A 16,755-nucleotide genomic window follows, 5' to 3' on the forward strand; every position below is an offset into this window, starting at 1 on the left:
ACTCGTCGTCAGGCGGATGGGCCGCGCACGGGCCGGGGCGTCGCGCCAGGTGCCTTCGCACCGGGTGGACCAGCAGCGACGCAGTGGACCGACCCCTCGAAACTAGCGATCCTCGAGCGATCCGGCAACGACAACGGCCCGCGCGTCGCACGGATCAGCCCGCGACGAACCGCCGCACGAGCGCGTCGCGGACCTCGGCGGTGACGCCGCAGGACACCAGGTACTCGTCGATCCCTCCGTGCTCGCGGCTCGCGAGCTCCCACGCGCTGGTCAGGTAGTCGGGCTCGACCGTGAGCAACGGCGCCAGCGCGGTCGGGTCCAGCCCGGGGATCGGCGGCAGCGTCGCCGCCAGCCCGTCGACCGCTGCAGCGCTCGCCAGGTACTCGTCCATCCGGTCCGCCTCGGCCACGCCGACCACGTGCTGCACGAGCGCGACCACCCACCCCGTGCGGTCCTTGCCCGCCGAGCAGTGCACGACGCTCGTGCCCGGCGCCTGCGCGACGTCCGCGAGCACGCGGCCCACGGTCGCGCGGATCCCGGGGTCCGTGACGAACGTCGCGTACACGCCCAGCATCATCGAGCGGGCGACGGCGGCCGGGTCGGGAGCGTCGACCAGACCCGCGATCAGCGCTCCCGGGTCCGCGGACGGTGCGCGGTCCCGCTCGGCGGATCCCGCTGCGCGCCCTGCGCCGACGGCCGGGTCCATCGCTCGCCGCACGACCTCGATCCCGCCGGGAACGGCGTCGGCGCCGTCGCGCCGCACCTCGTGCTCGCCCCGCAGGTCCAGGACCGTCCTCACACCGAGGGCCGACAGCACCTGGCCACCCTGCGCCGTCAGGCCGGCCAGGCTCGCGGTGCGCAGCAGCACCCCGGTCGCGAGCGGGCCGTCCGAGCCCCGCGGCACCGCGCGCCCGCCGACGTCCCGCGCGTTCCACGTGCCCGGGACGTCGATCGCTCCCGGAGCGCGTGAACCGGTACCCCCGGCGGCGGCAGGATGGACGTTCGCGCCGGTCGGGTCGGGTGCGCTGCTCATGGACGGCAGTGTGTCAGGCGCGTCCGCGTGCCGCTACGCGGCGGACCGGCGCAGCGCCGCCGACGCCTCGGCGGCGGCGAGCCGCGCCGCCGCCCGCAGCGCGCCGACGTCCGGGCCCGCGCGCAGCACGCCGCGCGAGGACGACGCGAGCACCTGACGGCGCGCCGCACCGAACACCGCGGCGAGCTCTGCGGCGCCGCCTCCCTGCGCGCCGACACCGGGCGCGAGCAGCGGCCCGTTGACGGCGGCCAGGTCGGTGCCCGTGGTTGCCGCGGCGTCGCCGATCGTCGCGCCGACGACGAGACCGATCGATCCGAGCGGGTCGGCGTCCGCGTTGAGCGATGCCGCGTGCGCAGCCATGGTCGCGGCCACGCTGGCACCCGCCTCGCCGGTGCCACCACCCGTGCCACGGTCGGCGACCGTCCGGGCGTGCTGGACCTCGTGCCCCTCCTTGTTGGAGGTCAGGCACAGCACGAACAGACCGCGACCCGACGACAGCGCCAGGTCGACGGCTGGCGTGAGGGCCCCGAAACCGAGGTACGGAGACACCGTCAGGGCGTCCCCCGCGAGCGGCGAGCCGTCCCGGAGGAACGCCTCGGCGTACGCGGCCATCGTCGACCCGATGTCGCCGCGCTTGGCGTCGACGACGACGAGCGTCCCTGCGGCGCGGGCGGCCGCGATCACGTCCTCCAGCGCCGCGAGCCCGCGAGAACCGTGCCGCTCGAAGAACGCCGCCTGCGGCTTGACCGCGGCCACCCGGCCGCCGACGGCCTCGACGACCCGCAGGCCGAACGTGCGCAGGCCCTCGGCGTCGTCCGGCAGGCCCCAGGCCTCGAGCAGGCCCGCGTGCGGGTCGATGCCCACGCACAGCGGCCCGTGGTCGTCCATCGCGGCCGCGAGGCGTGCACCGAACGGCTCGTTCACTCGCCCGCTCCCGCCGCCATGTGCTCCTGCAGGCTCGCGACCTCGAACGGTCCGGCGAGGACCGCCTCGATGCCCTGCACCGCTGCGGCGAGCTGGTCGATCGTCGTGGCGATCGGCTTGTCCGCAGCCGTGGTGGCGGCCCGGATCTCGTACCCGTCGGCGCGAGCCCCCTGCCCCGACGGGGTGTTGACCACGAGGTCCACCTGCCCGTCGGTGATGAGGTCGACGATCGTCGGCTCGCCGTCGGGGCCCCGGCCGGAGGAGAACTTGCGCACCACGCGTGACGCGATGCCGTTGCGGCGCAGCACGCTCGCCGTGCCGCCCGTCGCGAGGATCTCGAACCCGAGCTCCGCGAGGCGCTTGACCGGGAAGACGATCGAGCGCTTGTCGCGGTCGGCGACCGAGACGAACACCCGGCCCGCGGTCGGCAGACCGCCGAAGGCGGCCGCCTGCGACTTCGCGAACGCGTGCGGGAAGTCGACGTCGAAGCCCATCACCTCGCCGGTCGACCGCATCTCCGGGCCGAGCACCGTGTCCACGACCGTGCCGTCCGTCGTGCGGAACCGCTTGAACGGCAGCACGGCCTCCTTGACGGCGATCGGCGCGTCGAGCGGCAGCGTCCCACCGTCCCCCGTCGCGGGCAGGATGCCCTCGGCGCGCAGGTCGGCGATGCTCTCCCCCACCATGACCCGGGCGGCGGCCTTGGCGAGCGACGTGCCCGTGGCCTTGGACACGAACGGGACCGTGCGCGACGCACGCGGGTTCGCCTCGAGCACGTAGAGCACGTCGGACACGAGCGCGTACTGCACGTTCAGCAGCCCGCGCACCCCCACGCCCCGCGCGATCGCCTCGGTCGAGCGGCGGATGCGCTCGATCTCGGCCTCGGAGAGGGAGACGGGCGGCAGGACGCACGCCGAGTCGCCCGAGTGGATGCCCGCCTCCTCGATGTGCTCCATGACGCCACCGAGGAACATCTCGGCGCCGTCGAACAGCGCGTCGACGTCGATCTCCATCGCGTCGTCGAGGAAGCGGTCGATGAGCAGCGGCGCGGGCAGCAGCCCGCCGGCATTGCGCTCGTCGGCCGCCGCGGCGACCAGGGCGCGCTCGACGTACTCGGTGAGCTGCTCGACCGAGTAGACGATCTCCATGCCGCGCCCGCCCAGGACGTAGGACGGCCGCACCAGCACCGGGTAGCCGATGCCCGTCGCGACGTCGCGCGCCTCGTCCAGCGTGCGGGCGGTGCCGAACGCGGGAGCGGGCAGGCCGGCGTCGGCCAGCACGCGCCCGAACACGCCGCGGTCCTCGGCCGCGTCGATCGCCTCCGGGCTCGTGCCGAGGATCGGCAGACCGGCGTCGGCCAGGCGCTGGGCGAGCGAGAGCGGGGTCTGGCCACCGAGCTGGACGATGACGCCCTTGACGGGACCGGCGGCGAGCTCCGCCTCGTAGACCTCGAGCACGTCCTCGAACGTGAGCGGCTCGAAGTACAGGCGGTCCGACGTGTCGTAGTCGGTCGAGACCGTCTCCGGGTTGCAGTTGACCATGACGGTGTCGTAGCGCTCGTGCAGGGTCAGCGCGGCGTGCACGCACGAGTAGTCGAACTCGATGCCCTGCCCGATGCGGTTGGGCCCGGACCCGAGGATGATGACGGCCTCGCGCTCGCGCGGGGCCACCTCGCTCTCGCGGTCGTAGGTCGAGTAGTGGTACGGCGTGCGCGCCGCGAACTCCGCCGCGCACGTGTCGACCGTCTTGTACACCGGACGCACCCCCAGGGCGCGGCGCACCTCGCGCACCGTCGCCTCGCCCGCCGGGCCCATCCGGCGCAGCCGCGCGACCTGCACGTCGGACAGCCCGTGCTTCTTCGCCTCCCGCAGCACGTCCTCGGTGAGCGCGTGCGCTCCCGCGACCCGGGCCGCGACCTCGTTGACGAGCTGGACCTGGTCGAGGAACCACGGGTCGATCTTGGTCGCGTCGAACACCTGCTCGATGCTCGCCCCGGCCCGCAGCGCCTGCTGGACGCCGATGAGCCGGTTCTCGGTCGGCCGGGCGATCCGCTCGAGGAGCGCGTCCAGCTCCGCGCCCGCGACCGGCTCGCCGTCCCAGTGGAACGTCGACCCGGACTTGTCGATCGAGCGCAGCGCCTTGCCGAGCGCCTCGGTGAAGTTGCGCCCGAGCGACATGGCCTCACCGACCGACTTCATGGTGGTGGTCAGCGTGTCGTCGGCCGCGGGGAACTTCTCGAACGCGAACCTCGGCACCTTGACCACGACGTAGTCGAGCGTGGGCTCGAACGACGCCGGGGTGACCTGCGTGATGTCGTTCGGGATCTCGTCCAGCGTGTAGCCCACGGCGAGCTTCGCGGCGATCTTCGCGATCGGGAAGCCCGTCGCCTTGGACGCGAGCGCCGACGACCGCGACACGCGGGGGTTCATCTCGATCACGATGATCCGGCCCGTGTCGGGGTCGACGGCGAACTGGATGTTGCACCCGCCGGTGTCGACGCCGACCTCACGGATGACGGCGATGCCGATGTCGCGCAGCTTCTGGTACTCGCGGTCGGTAAGGGTGAGCGCGGGCGCGACCGTGATCGAGTCGCCCGTGTGCACGCCGACGGGGTCGACGTTCTCGATCGAGCACACGACCACGACGTTGTCGTGCTTGTCGCGCATGAGCTCGAGCTCGTACTCCTTCCACCCGAGGATGGACTCCTCGAGCAGAACCTCGGTGACCGGCGAGTAGTGCAGGCCCTGGCCGACGATCTGACGCAGCTGCGGCTCGTCCCAGGCGAAGCCGGAGCCGAGACCGCCCATCGTGTAGGACGGGCGCACGACCATCGGGTAGCCGAGCTCGTCCGCGGCCGCGACGGCCTCGTCGACCGTGTGGACGATGACCGAGCGGGCGGACTCGCCGCCGCACACCTCGACGACGTCCTTGAACTGCTGGCGGTCCTCGCCCTTCTGGATGGCGGGGATGTTCGCGCCGATGAGCTCGACGTCGTACTGCTCGAGCACGCCGGCCTCGTCGAGGGCGATCGCCGCGTTGAGAGCCGTCTGCCCGCCGAGGGTGGGCAGGAGCGCGTCGGGGCGCTCCTTGGCGATGATCGACGTCAGGACCTCGGTCGTGATGGGCTCGACGTAGGTGGCGTCGGCGAACTCGGGGTCGGTCATGATCGTGGCCGGGTTGGAGTTGACGAGGATGACCCGCAGGCCCTCCTCCCGGAGCACGCGGCACGCCTGGGTGCCGGAGTAGTCGAACTCGCAGGCCTGGCCGATGACGATGGGACCGGACCCGATGACCAGGACGCTGGAGATGTCGGTTCTGCGAGGCACGGGTCAGTTCTCCTTGCTGGTCATGAGCTCGACGAAGCGGTCGAAGAGGTAGGCGGCGTCATGGGGGCCCGCCGCGGCCTCGGGGTGGTACTGGACGGAGAACGCGGGCAGGTCGAGGCACTCGAGCCCTTCGACCACCTGGTCGTTCAGCCCGACGTGGGAGACGACGACGCGTCCGTAGCGGCCGTCGTCGTGCGGGGCCGTGGACTCACCCTCGAGGGGGGCGTCGACGGCGAAGCCGTGGTTGTGCGCCGTGACCTCGACGGTGCGGGTGCGCCGGTCCATGACCGGCTGGTTGATGCCCCGGTGGCCGTAGGCGAGCTTGTACGTGCCGTAGCCGAGGGCGCGGCCGAGGATCTGGTTGCCGAAGCAGATGCCGAAGAAGGGTGTGCGCCGGTCCAGCACACCGCGCAGGAGCTCCACCTCGTGGGTCGCCGCGGCGGGGTCGCCGGGGCCGTTGGAGAAGAACACGCCGTCCGGCTCGAGGGCGTCGATCTGCTCGTTCGTGGCCGCGGCCGGCACGACGTGCACCCGGACGCCGCGTTCCGCGAGCCGCTGCGGGGTCATCGACTTGATGCCCAGGTCGACCGCGACGACGGTCGCGACCGGCGTGCCGTCGGGCGTCGAGCCCTCGACCGGCTCGACGACGTACGCCGTGTCGGTGCTGACCTCCTGGGCGAGGTCGGCGCCGGACATGGCGGGCGCCCGGCGGACCTCGGCGACGAGGTCCTCGTCGGTGCGGGCCCGCCCGTCGCGCACGAGCGCGTCGCCGGAGAAGATGCCGGCGCGCATGACGCCGAGCTCGCGCAGGTGCCGGGTGAGGGCGCGGGTGTCGACGTCGCTGATGCCGACGACGCCCTGGTCCTCGAGCTCGTCGTCGAGGCTCCGCTGCGAGCGCCAGCTCGACGCGCGACGCGCTGGGTCGCGCACGACGTACCCGGCGACCCAGATCCGGCCTGACTCCCGGTCCTCGTCGTTCACGCCGGTGTTGCCGATGTGCGGCGCGGTCATCACGACGATCTGGCGGTGGTAGGACGGGTCGGTGAGCGTCTCCTGGTAACCGGTCATGCCGGTGTTGAAGACGATCTCGCCCACGGTGGTGCCGCGCGCGCCGTAGGCGCGTCCGCTGTGCACCGTGCCGTCCTCGAGGACGAGCAGGGCCCGGTCGGGGTTTGCGGTGGTGGTCACTGGTCTTCCTTGTCGGTCGGGTCTGCGAGGTCCTGGAGGGCGGCGAGCAGGCGGGGCACGTCGTCGTGGTGTCGGGGCATGAGGCCGGTGTCGAGGCGCACGGGCTCGGGTGCGTCGGACGCCGCCGTACCCGTGGCCGCGACCGGGTCGCCCGGTACCTGCCAGGTCACGACGACGATCGCGTCCTTGCCCACGAACTTGCCGGCCATGCCGGGTGAGAGGGCGCCGGCGCGCACGGCGTCCGCGGGGATCCACAGGTCGGGTGCCCCCGCGCGTGCGACGTGCACGCCGTCGTCGTGCACGGTGACGGTGGCGCGCGACCGGTCGCCGAGCCCGTGGGCGCCGACGCGGGCGAGCCAGTCGCCCGCGAGGGTGCTCACGACGTACAGCGCGTCGACCGGGTCGAGCACGACGGCGCCACGGTCGGCCTCGCCCGGCACGGCCGGTGGTGCCGGGACGATACCGCGCGTGCGGCGCGCGAGCCGGCGCCGGCCGGTCAGCACGAGTGCGAGCAGCACGACACCGAGGACGACCCACAGGCCGACCGCGACGGGGACGGGCATGCTCACGCGCCCACCTCCGCGGGGTCGACGGGTTCGCCGTCGAGCACGGTCGCGCGGCCGCGCAGGAACGTCGCGACGACCCGGCCGGGCAGCTCGCGGCCCTGGAAGGGGGTGTTGTCGCTCCCCGTGACCTGCTCGGCCCCGTCGACGACCCGTCGCGCGGCCGGGTCGACGAGCGTCACGTTGGCGGGCTCGCCCTCGGCGAGGGGCCGGCCCTGCGCGCTCGGGCCGGTCTCGATGCGGCCGATCCGGGCCGGCGCGGCGGACAGCACGCGTGCGACGTCGGCCCACGTGATGCGGCCGGTGTCGACCATGGTGTCCTGCACGACGCTCAGCGCGGTCTCCAGCCCCGTCATGCCGAACGCGGCGGCGGCCCACTCGCAGTCCTTGTCCTCGCGCGTGTGCGGCGCGTGGTCGGTCGCGACGATGTCGATCGTGCCGTCGGCGAGGCCGGCCCGCACGGCCTCGACGTCGGCCGCGGTCCGCAGCGGCGGGTTGACCTTGAAGGTGGGGTCGTAACCGCGCGCGAGGTCGTCCGTCAGGACGAGGTGGTGCGGCGTGACCTCCGCCGTGACGTCGATCCCGCGCGCCTTGGCCCAGCGCACGATCTCGACGGACCCGGCGGTGGACAGGTGGCACACGTGCAGGCGCGAGCCGACGTGCTCGGCGAGGAGCACGTCGCGCGCGATGATCGCCTCCTCCGCGACCGCGGGCCAGCCCGCGAGGCCGAGCTCGGCGGACACGACGCCCTCGTTCATCTGGGCGCCCTCGGTCAGGCGCGGCTCCTGCGCGTGCTGGGCCACCACGCCGTCGAACGCCTTGACGTACTCCAGCGCGCGACGCATGAGGATGGGGTCCGCGACGCACTTCCCGTCGTCCGAGAAGACGCGCACGCGGGCCGCGGAGTCGGCCATGGCGCCGAGCTCGGCGAGCTGTGCGCCCGCGAGCCCGACGCTCACGGCGCCCACCGGGTGCACGTCCACCCAGCCGGCGTCGCGACCGATGCGCCACACCTGCTCGACGACGCCCGCGGTGTCTGCGACGGGGGTCGTGTTCGCCATCGCGTGGACCGCGGTGAAGCCGCCCGCGGCGGCGGCGCGCGTGCCGGAGGTGATGGTCTCGGCGTCCTCGCGGCCCGGCTCGCGCAGGTGCGTGTGCAGGTCGACCAGGCCGGGCAGGGCGACGAGGCCGGTCGCGTCGACGACGACGGTCGCGTCGTCCGCGGGCGCTGCTCCGGCCGGCAGGACGCGGGCGACCACGCCGTCGGCCAGGACGAGGTCAACGGGGTCGCCGCCCAGCGGGCGTGCGCCGCGCAGGACGTACGTGGTGGTCTCGGCGCTGGTCACGAGGTGGTGGCCCTTTCGATGGTGGTGTCGGTCGCCGTCCGGGTGTCCTCGGTGCCGGCGAGCAGGAGGTAGAGCACGGCCATGCGCACCGCGACGCCGTTGGCGACCTGCTCGACGATGACGGCACGGGACGAGTCCGCCGCCTGCGCGGAGATCTCGAGCCCGCGGTTCATGGGGCCCGGGTGCATGACGATCGCGTGCTCGTCCAGCAGGCGCAGGCGCCGCGCGTCGAGCCCGTACTTGCGCGCGTACTCGAGCGGGTTCGGGAAGAACGCGCCCCCGCCCGTGCCCGAGCCGCTCATGCGCTCACGCTGCACGCGCAGCATCATCACGGCGTCGACGCCCCCGTGGTGCCCGTGCCCGGCGAGAGTCCCGTCGAGGTCGTAGGACACCGCGCACGGCCACGACCCCACGCCCACCGGCAGCAGCGTGGGCGGCGACACGAGCGTCACGTGCGCCCCGAGGGTGTGCAGCAGGTGCACGTTGGACCGCGCGACGCGCGAGTGCAGGACGTCCCCGACGATCGCCACGTGCCGCCCGGCCAGGTCTGCGCCGAGCGCGGCCGCGTCGTCCGGCCGGGAGCCGGCGGGCCCTTCGAGGCCGGTCCCCGACAGGTGCCGGCGCAGCGTGTAGGCGTCGAGCAGCGCCTGCGTCGGGTGCTGGTGCGTGCCGTCGCCGGCATTGACCACCGCGGCGTCGAGCCACCCGGCGTGCGCGAGCAGGTGCGGCGCTCCCGACGCCTGGTGGCGCACCACCACGGCGTCGGCGCCCATGGCCTGCAGGGTCAGGGCGGTGTCCTTGAGCGACTCGCCCTTGGACACGCTCGACCCCTTGGCGGAGAAGTTGATGACGTCGGCGGACAAGCGCTTCGCGGCCGTCTCGAACGAGATGCGGGTGCGCGTCGAGTCCTCGTAGAACAGGTTCACGACGGTGCGACCGCGCAGCGTGGGCAGCTTCTTGATCTCGCGCGACTGCGTGGCCGCCATCTGCGCGGACGTGTCGAGGATGCGGATCGCCTCGGTGCGCGTCAGCTCCTGGGTGGACAGCAGGTGCCTCATGCGCGGGCCTCCCTCGCGGTGCCGGCCGAGGCGCCGAGGATGACGACGGCGTCCGGCTGCGGCGCGCCGCCGTCGGTGGTGTCGACCTCGCTCAGCCGAACCCGCACCCGCTCGCTCGTGGACGTGGGCAGGTTCTTGCCGACGAAGTCGGGGCGGATCGGCACCTCGCGGTGCCCGCGATCGACGAGCGCCGCGAGCTGGACCGCCCGCGGACGACCGAGGTCGCTGATCGCGTCGAGCGCAGCGCGGATGGTGCGACCGGAGTACAGGACGTCGTCGACCAGCACGACGACCTTGCCGTCGATGCCCTGCGCGGGCAGGCGGGTCGCGCCGATGCTGCGGGTCGGGTGCCGGTGCAGGTCGTCGCGGTACATCGTCACGTCGAGCTCGCCGACGAGCGTCGCAGGATCCAGCGGGGTGACGGCGGGGTCGTTGGCCGACTCGATGGCGGCCAGGCGCTCGGCGAGCCGGAGCGCGAGGGGGACGCCGCGCGTCGGGATGCCCAGCAGCACGAGGTCGGTCGCGCCCTTGTTGCGCTCCACGACCTCGTGGGCGATGCGGGTCAGGGCACGGGAGATGTCCGCCGCCGTCAGGACGACGGTCCCGGTCGGCGACGTCGACGGGGCGGGCGATGGGCGGGATGCGGGCACAGCAGCGCCTGAGCTCATGCTCGGCGACCTCCTTCCCCGCCTCACCGGACGGGCCTTAAAGGATGTCTGACGGGTCCACCCTACTCGCGCGGGGCGACCGGGAGCGATGATCGTCCGCCCGTCGGACGCGGCGTCGGTCACACCCGGCGCACGACGCCGCGCCCGCGGGGCGCTCCCGGCCCTCGGTCAGGCGGTGATCGTCGGCTTCATCTCGGTGATGCGCGCGAGCAGGCCGTTGACGAACGACGGCGAGTCGTCGGTCGACAGCTCGCGCGCGAGGTCGACCGCCTCGTCGATCGCGACGACGTCGGGGACGTCGTCGTTGTAGACGATCTCCCAGCCGCCGATGCGCAGCAGCGCCCGGTCGACGGACGGCATGCGCTCGAGGGTCCACCCGTGCGAGTAGGTCTGGATCAGCTCGTCGATGCGGTCACGGTGCTCGAGCACGCCCTCGACGATCTCCACCGCGTACTGCGGGAGCGCGGTCTGCGCCGCGCCCGGGTCGGCGACGCGCTCGGCGAGGAGCGTCGTCGGGTCCACCTGGCGCTGCTCCGCCTCGAAGAGGACGTCGAGCGCGCGCTTGCGCGCCTTGGTGCGTGCGGCCATGTCAGTCGGCTGTCTCTCGGTCGCCCGGTCAGTCGTTCACGCGGCCGAGGTACGACCCGGCGCGCGTGTCGACCTTGACCTTGGTGCCCTGCTCGAGGAACAGGGGAACCTGGATCTGCGCGCCCGTCTCGAGCGTCGCCGGCTTGGTGCCACCCGTCGAACGGTCGCCCTGCAGACCGGGCTCGGTGTAGGTGACCTCGAGCACGACCGAGGCGGGCAGCTCGACGTACAGCGGCTGGCCGTCGTTGGTGGCGACCAGGACGTTCTGGCCCTCGAGGATGTAGTTCTTCGCGTCGCCCACGACCTCCGGGGTGATCATGATCTGGTCGTAGGTGTCGGTGTCCATGAAGACGTAGTCGGCCCCGTCCATGTACAGGTACTGGTAGTCGCGGCGGTCCACGTTCGCCGTCTCGATCTTCAGTCCCGCGTTGAAGGTCCGGTCGACGGTCTTGCCGGACGTGACGTTCTTCATCTTCGTCCGGACGAACGCGCCACCCTTGCCGGGCTTGACGTGCTGGAACTCGATCACGGTCCACAGCTGGCCGTCGATCCGGAGCACGGTGCCGTTCTTGATGTCGTTGGTCGTCGCCACGTTCGTCTTCCTGTCGCAGGGTCTCGGGGCCCGTCCTGTCGAGGCTCAGCCAGGTCGAGCGACGCAGGATCGCGCACTGCGGTGCGCGGGTCCGCGAGGACGTGCGGCGCACGAGGAGGGGCGGAGCGGCAGACGGGCCTCGTCGATCCTACCGGAGTGCGCCGAGCACGGCGTCGGCGATCACCCCGACGAGCGCCGCCCACGTCATCGACGCGAGCGTGCCGACGACGAACCGCTCCGACGCGACCGGGTGCTCGCGCAGCTCCGGGTAGCGCCCCAGCCCCTTGATCGCGACGACGAACGCGATACCGGAGGGGTATCCCGCGAGCAGGCACCCGGTGATCGCGAAGCGCTCGAGCAGGCCGATCCACGTGCCGCCCCGCAACGCCTCGACCGCCTCTGCCCCGATCGTCCCGGTCGCGGGCGGCGGCGGCACGGGCAGCGCGGCCGGGTCGACGGCGCGCCGTCCGGGCCGTCCGGGCCGTCCGGGCCGCGAGGCGGCGCGCAGGACTCCCTGGGTGACGGGCGCTCCCGCGAGCACGCTCACCGCGAGCGCCACCACCCACACGAGCACGGTCCACAGCACGGTCACCGGTTCGATCGTCACGCGTCGGCCTCCCCCAGCAGTCTGGCGACGACGGGTCGCGCCCCCGTCTCCTCGGACCAGAGCGCGGAGCGCAGCCTCTGGCTCACCGCCTGCTCGCTGATGCCGAGCAGACGTGCCACATCCTTCTGGCTGCCACCCACACGCGCGAGCGTGTCGACCGCCTCCCACCCGTTCGCGGTGCGGCGCGCGGCGACCGCGGCGAGCAGGCGCAGCAGGGCCTCGACCTCGTCCCCTCCCCCGGCCCGGCCGCCGCGCACGGCCACCGGTTCCGTCGCGGAGCGGGACTTGGCCTGCTCGACGGCGTCGCGTGCGTGGACGAACGCCTCGCCGGACGCCTCGCGGGACACCGCGGGCAGCGGCTCGTCGACGGCCCCGATGCCCAGGCCCACGCTCCATCCGCCGTCGCGCAGGAGGTCGAGGACCAGGTCGACGACGGTCGTGGCGTCGTCGAGCACGCCCTGGACCTCGTCACCCACGGTGCGCTCGAAACCGAGCACGACGCCGGGACGCCCGGAGAGCCGGCCGGCGACGTGGCGCAGCAGCCCGGGCACGCGGTCGGGTCGACCGGTGCTGGCGCGCTGGTCCACGGTGAGCACGAACATGCATCAAGGCTACATGGTTGATAGAGCATCATCAAGCCTTGCAGCTTGATAGCCACCGATCTAGGCGGGGAGGTTGATCGTGGATCAGGCCGCGAGACGCGCCGCGACGGCTTCCAGCGCAAGGCGGTAGGAGTCGAACCCGAATCCCGCGACGGTGCCCGTGGCGACCGCGCCCACGACCGAGTGGTGGCGAAAGGACTCCCGCGTGGCGGGATTGCTCAGGTGCACCTCGACCAGCAGCAGTCCCGACGTCGTGACCTGCGCCGCGGCGTCGCGCACCGCGTACGAGTAGTGCGTGAACGCCGCCGGGTTGAGCACCACGTGGGCGCGCGCGTCCACGGCCTCGTGCAGCCAGCCCACGAGCTCGGACTCGTCGTCGGTCTGGCGGACCTCGACCTCCAGGTCGAGCGCCTCGCCCCACGCGGCACCGGACCGTCGCAGGTCGGCCATGGACGCCGAGCCGTAGATCTCCGGCTCGCGGACGCCGAGCCGGCCGAGGTTGGGTCCGTTGAGGACAAGAACGCGTGTCATGGGGCGAGCCTAGCCACTCGGGACAGGACCGTGACCTGGCGGCCACCGGCCGCGGCGCGTCCGGCGGGTCGTGTCGTCAGGAATGGGGAGAGAGGTCCGGCGTCGGGCGGCGGGGCGCGCGGCGCGGCGGCCGCTCCTCGTCGCTCAGCCGCACGGTCCGCGCCCAGCGGACCCGCCCCTGCGCAGAGAACCGTGCCGGGCCGCCACCCCGCCCGTCCTCGTCGAGCCGGAAGATCTCGACCGTCACCGGTCCCTTCAGCGCGCGCGGCGGGACGAGCTCGGCGTGCAGGAACCGCGCGAACGGCACCGGCACGAGCTCGGCCGACAGCTCGACGACCGTCGCACGGTTCGTCGTCTCGGGACTGCCCCGGCCGGTGCCCGTCCAGCGCACCACCGGCACCGCGTCGACCGCACGCCGCCAGTGCCGGCGCGTGCCCGCCCACCGCACGAACCAGCCGGCGCCGAACCCGAGGAACAACGCCGCGAAGACCGCGGCGGCGGGCCGGGCCGGGCCGGGGAGCAGCACGGCGACCACGACGGACCCGAGTCCCAGCGTCGCGAGCAGGACCACGAGGAACAGGGGCCCCCGCTCGTCCTGGCGGCGCAGCCGCTCGAGGTCGGGATCCGGGAGCGGCGCGTCCTCGACAGGGGGCTCGCCGGTCATCGGCTCAGAGCGCGACGGGACCACGGCCCGTCGGCGCGTCCGCGGAGATCTCGGCGTACGCGGCGGCGAGCAGCGTGGGGTCCGGGCCCTCGAGCCGGGTCGGGCGTGCCACGTCGTCGAGCACGACGAAGCGCAGCACATCCCCGCGGGTCTTCTTGTCGCGGCGCATGGCACCGAGCAGCCGCTCCCACCGGTCCCCGCGATAGGTCAGCGGGAGCCCGAGGGAACCCAGGATCTGCCGGTGCCGCTCGACGACGTCGTCGGACAGCTTGCCCGCGAGGCGCGCGAGCTCGGCCGCGAACACCATGCCGACCGACACCGCGGCGCCGTGGCGCCACTGGTAGCGCTCGGTGAGCTCGACGGCGTGCCCGAGGGTGTGCCCGTAGTTGAGGATCTCGCGCAGGCCGGACTCCTTGAGGTCCTCCCCCACGACGCGTGCCTTGACGGCGACCGAGCGCTCGACCAGCTCGGCCACGACCGCCCACGTCTCGTCGCTCGCGGGCGCGGTACCCCACGCACGCAGGGCGTCGGCGTGCTGCTCGACGAGCTCGAGGATGCGCTCGTCGGCGATGAAGCCGGTCTTGACGACCTCCGCGAGACCGGCGACGAAGTCCCACCGCCCGAGCGACTCGAGCGCCGCGAGGTCGCAGAGCACGCCCGCGGGCGGGTGGAACGACCCGACGAGGTTCTTGCCCTCCGCGGTGTTGATGCCGGTCTTGCCGCCCACCGCGGCGTCGACCATCGCGAGCAACGTCGTCGGGACGTGGACCACGCGGATGCCGCGCAACCAGGTCGCGGCGACGAAACCGCCGAGGTCGGTCGTCGCTCCCCCGCCCACCGTGACGATCGCGTCCGTGCGCGTGAAGTCGGCCTGGCCGAGCACGCCCCAGCAGAACGCGGCGACCTGAGCCGTCTTGGCCTCCTCGGCGTCCGGCACCTCGGCGACGTACGCCTCGTAGCCCGACGCCTTGAGGTCCTCGTGGACGACCTCGGCCGTCGAGGCGAGCGCCGCCGGGTGCACGACCAGCACGCGGCGCACGCCGTCACCGAGCAGGGACGGCAGCTCACCGAGCAGGTGCCGGCCGATCACGACGTCGTAGGGCTGGTCGCCGGCCACGCGCACGCGGGTGGCGTCCTGGCCCGACGACGATCCGTCCGCAGGTGCGGGGGGGTGCTCGCTCACGCGTGGTCCTCCTGGTTCGTGGCGGGGGTGGGCGCTGCCAGGTGCGAGCGCACCTCGGCCGCGACCTGGGCGGGGGTGCGGGCGTCGGTGACGACCTGCAGGGTCGAGACCCGTTCGTACACCGGTCGGCGTTCCTGCATCAGCGCGGCCCAGCGCGAGCGGGGGTTGCCGAGCAGCAGCGGGCGCGACTGGTTGAACCCGACGCGAGGTGCGGCGTGCGCGAGGCTGACGTCGAGGAACACGACCACCCCGCCCTGGGCCACGTACGCGGCGAGCGCCGTCTGGGTGTACTCGTCGAGGACGGCGCCGCCGCCGAGCGCGAGCACGCCGTCGTGCGTGGCCAGCGCGGTGGTGACGGCCTCGCGCTCGAGCGCACGGAAGTGCGCCTCGCCGTGCTCGACGAAGATGTCGGCGACGGGCTTGCCCGCGACCCGCTCGACGTCGGCGTCGGTGTCGCGCTGACGTACGCCGAGGTCCTCCGCGAGGTGGCGCGCGACCGTGGACTTTCCGCTGCCCGGCGGACCGACGAGGACGACGACCGGCCGGGTGCCGGGTGCGACGGGGGTCATCAGCGCTGCAGCTCCGGCATGGCGTCGAGGTACGCCGCGGCGTTGCGCCGGACCTCGGCGAGCGAGTCCCCGCCGAACTTCTCGATCGCCTGCTCGGCGAGGACGAGCGCGACCATCGCCTCGGCGACGACGGCGGCGGGCGGGACGGCACACACGTCGGACCGCTGGTGCTGGGCCGTGGCCGCCTCCCCGGTGGCGACGTCGACGGTAGCGAGGGCGCGGGGCACCGTCGAGATGGGCTTCATCGCGGCGCGCACGCGCAGGACCTCGCCGTTGCTCATGCCCCCTTCGACACCGCCGGCGCGGTTGGAACGGCGGTGGATGCGGCCGTCGTCGCCGCGCTCGATCTCGTCGTGCGCGACCGAGCCCCGACGCCGCGCGGTGCGGAACCCGTCCCCGACCTCGACGCCCTTGATCGCCTGGATGCCCATGAGCACCGCGGCGAGGCGCGCGTCGAGGCGACGGTCGGACTGCGCGTACGTGCCCAGGCCGGACGGCACGCCGAACGCGAGGACCTCGACGACGCCGCCGAGCGTGTCCCCCGCCCGCTGGCACTCGTCGATCTCCGCGACCATCGCCGCGGACGTCGCGGGGTCGGAGCAGCGCACGGGGTCGGCGTCGAGGCGGGCGACGTCGTCCGGACCGGGGACGGGCGCGTCGTCGGGCACCTCGACCGGGCCGATCGCGACCACGTGCGAGACCATGCGCACGCCGAGCGCCTGCTCCAGGAACGCGGCCGCGGCCGTGCCGAGCGCGACGCGGGTCGCAGTCTCGCGTGCCGAGGCGCGCTCGAGGACGGGCCGGGCGTCGGCGAACCCGTACTTGCGCATGCCCACGAGGTCGGCGTGGCCCGGCCGGGGCCGCGTGATCGGGCGGTTGCGCGCGATCTCCCGCACGTCGCCGGTCCCCGCGTCCTTGACGAGCGCCTCGGGCGGGACCGGGTCGGCGGACATGACGTCGACCCACTTGGGCCACTCGGAGTTGGCGATCTCGAGCGCGAGCGGGCCGCCCTGGGTCACGCCGTGGCGCAGGCCCGCGAGGATCCGCAGCTCGTCCTGCTCGAACTTCTGCCGCGACCCGCGGCCGTAGCCGAGGCGGCGACGCGCGAGCGCGGCCTGCACGTCGGCGGTCGTGAGCCCCACCCCCGCCGGCAGTCCCTCCAGGATCCCCACCAGGGCCTGGCCGTGCGACTCTCCCGAGGTCAACCAACGCAGCATGTCGGTCATCTTCCCACGGTGGCGCGCCCGGTCCGTCGGGCGCCCGCAGTACGGACCGGCGCCCCGGTGCGGACCTGTCCGCGAACGGGTGGGCTG

At 73.7% G+C, this 16,755-nt stretch carries 17 protein-coding genes; all 17 read right to left on the reverse strand.

Annotated features, from left to right (window positions below; genetic code table 11):
* Nucleotides 1–154: 154 nt before the first annotated feature.
* Nucleotides 155–1,033 carry a tyrosine-protein phosphatase gene (locus tag IF651_RS02160; protein WP_191827413.1) on the reverse strand — a complete coding sequence of 293 codons (879 nt, stop codon included), beginning with the start codon at nucleotides 1,031–1,033 and terminating at the stop codon, nucleotides 155–157.
* A gap of 33 nt (nucleotides 1,034–1,066) precedes the next feature.
* The gene (gene pyrF / locus IF651_RS02165; RefSeq protein ID WP_191827588.1) at nucleotides 1,067–1,921 is read right to left on the reverse strand and encodes an orotidine-5'-phosphate decarboxylase; all 855 of its coding nucleotides are present in this window, start codon (nucleotides 1,919–1,921) and stop codon (nucleotides 1,067–1,069) included.
* Nucleotides 1,922–1,953: 32 nt separating this feature from the next.
* Complete coding sequence (gene carB / locus IF651_RS02170; RefSeq protein ID WP_191827414.1) at nucleotides 1,954–5,283, reverse strand: carbamoyl-phosphate synthase large subunit; 3,330 nt, start codon at nucleotides 5,281–5,283, stop codon at nucleotides 1,954–1,956.
* 3 nt (nucleotides 5,284–5,286) lie between these two features.
* Nucleotides 5,287–6,471 (reverse strand): glutamine-hydrolyzing carbamoyl-phosphate synthase small subunit, encoded by a 1,185-nt coding sequence (carA, locus tag IF651_RS02175; RefSeq protein WP_338403710.1) that lies wholly within the window; start codon nucleotides 6,469–6,471, stop codon nucleotides 5,287–5,289.
* Complete coding sequence (locus tag IF651_RS02180) at nucleotides 6,468–7,034, reverse strand: PH-like domain-containing protein (RefSeq protein WP_191827590.1); 567 nt, start codon at nucleotides 7,032–7,034, stop codon at nucleotides 6,468–6,470. Before IF651_RS02180 ends, carA begins: the two co-directional genes overlap by 4 nt.
* Before the next feature lie 2 nt (nucleotides 7,035–7,036).
* Nucleotides 7,037–8,380, reverse strand: a complete 1,344-nt coding sequence (locus IF651_RS02185; RefSeq protein ID WP_191827415.1) for a dihydroorotase — start codon at nucleotides 8,378–8,380, stop codon at nucleotides 7,037–7,039.
* A complete protein-coding gene (locus IF651_RS02190; protein WP_191827416.1) occupies nucleotides 8,377–9,438 on the reverse strand; it encodes an aspartate carbamoyltransferase catalytic subunit in 1,062 nt (353 codons plus the stop codon). Before IF651_RS02190 ends, IF651_RS02185 begins: the two co-directional genes overlap by 4 nt.
* Nucleotides 9,435–10,106: a bifunctional pyr operon transcriptional regulator/uracil phosphoribosyltransferase PyrR gene (gene pyrR / locus IF651_RS02195; RefSeq protein WP_191827417.1), complete on the reverse strand. Its 672-nt coding sequence runs from the start codon at nucleotides 10,104–10,106 to the stop codon at nucleotides 9,435–9,437. The genes IF651_RS02190 and pyrR overlap by 4 nt, the downstream gene beginning before the upstream one ends.
* A 168-nt stretch (nucleotides 10,107–10,274) precedes the next feature.
* Nucleotides 10,275–10,694, reverse strand: coding sequence for a transcription antitermination factor NusB (nusB, locus tag IF651_RS02200; RefSeq protein ID WP_191827418.1), 420 nt, complete (start codon nucleotides 10,692–10,694; stop codon nucleotides 10,275–10,277).
* 28 nt (nucleotides 10,695–10,722) lie between these two features.
* Nucleotides 10,723–11,286, reverse strand: coding sequence for an elongation factor P (gene efp, locus IF651_RS02205; RefSeq protein ID WP_191827419.1), 564 nt, complete (start codon nucleotides 11,284–11,286; stop codon nucleotides 10,723–10,725).
* A gap of 148 nt (nucleotides 11,287–11,434) precedes the next feature.
* Nucleotides 11,435–11,893 (reverse strand): hypothetical protein, encoded by a 459-nt coding sequence (locus tag IF651_RS02210; RefSeq protein ID WP_338403711.1) that lies wholly within the window; start codon nucleotides 11,891–11,893, stop codon nucleotides 11,435–11,437.
* Nucleotides 11,890–12,495, reverse strand: a complete 606-nt coding sequence (locus IF651_RS02215; RefSeq protein WP_191827420.1) for a helix-turn-helix domain-containing protein — start codon at nucleotides 12,493–12,495, stop codon at nucleotides 11,890–11,892. Before IF651_RS02215 ends, IF651_RS02210 begins: the two co-directional genes overlap by 4 nt.
* 84 nt (nucleotides 12,496–12,579) lie before the next feature.
* Nucleotides 12,580–13,026: a type II 3-dehydroquinate dehydratase gene (locus tag IF651_RS02220; RefSeq protein ID WP_191827421.1), complete on the reverse strand. Its 447-nt coding sequence runs from the start codon at nucleotides 13,024–13,026 to the stop codon at nucleotides 12,580–12,582.
* 76 nt (nucleotides 13,027–13,102) lie between these two features.
* Nucleotides 13,103–13,690, reverse strand: a complete 588-nt coding sequence (locus IF651_RS02225) for a hypothetical protein (RefSeq protein ID WP_191827422.1) — start codon at nucleotides 13,688–13,690, stop codon at nucleotides 13,103–13,105.
* Nucleotides 13,691–13,694: 4 nt separating this feature from the next.
* Nucleotides 13,695–14,813, reverse strand: a complete 1,119-nt coding sequence (gene aroB / locus IF651_RS02230) for a 3-dehydroquinate synthase (RefSeq protein ID WP_191827592.1) — start codon at nucleotides 14,811–14,813, stop codon at nucleotides 13,695–13,697.
* Between the two features lie 56 nt (nucleotides 14,814–14,869).
* Entirely contained in the window at nucleotides 14,870–15,442 is a 573-nt protein-coding gene (locus IF651_RS02235) for a shikimate kinase (protein WP_191827423.1), read from the reverse strand.
* Nucleotides 15,442–16,659 (reverse strand): chorismate synthase, encoded by a 1,218-nt coding sequence (gene aroC / locus IF651_RS02240; protein WP_191827593.1) that lies wholly within the window; start codon nucleotides 16,657–16,659, stop codon nucleotides 15,442–15,444. The genes IF651_RS02235 and aroC overlap by 1 nt, the downstream gene beginning before the upstream one ends.
* Nucleotides 16,660–16,755 lie beyond the last annotated feature (96 nt).

The sequence above is a fragment of the Cellulosimicrobium arenosum genome, from assembly GCF_014837295.1.
Classification (GTDB): Bacteria; Actinomycetota; Actinomycetes; order Actinomycetales; family Cellulomonadaceae; genus Cellulosimicrobium; species Cellulosimicrobium arenosum.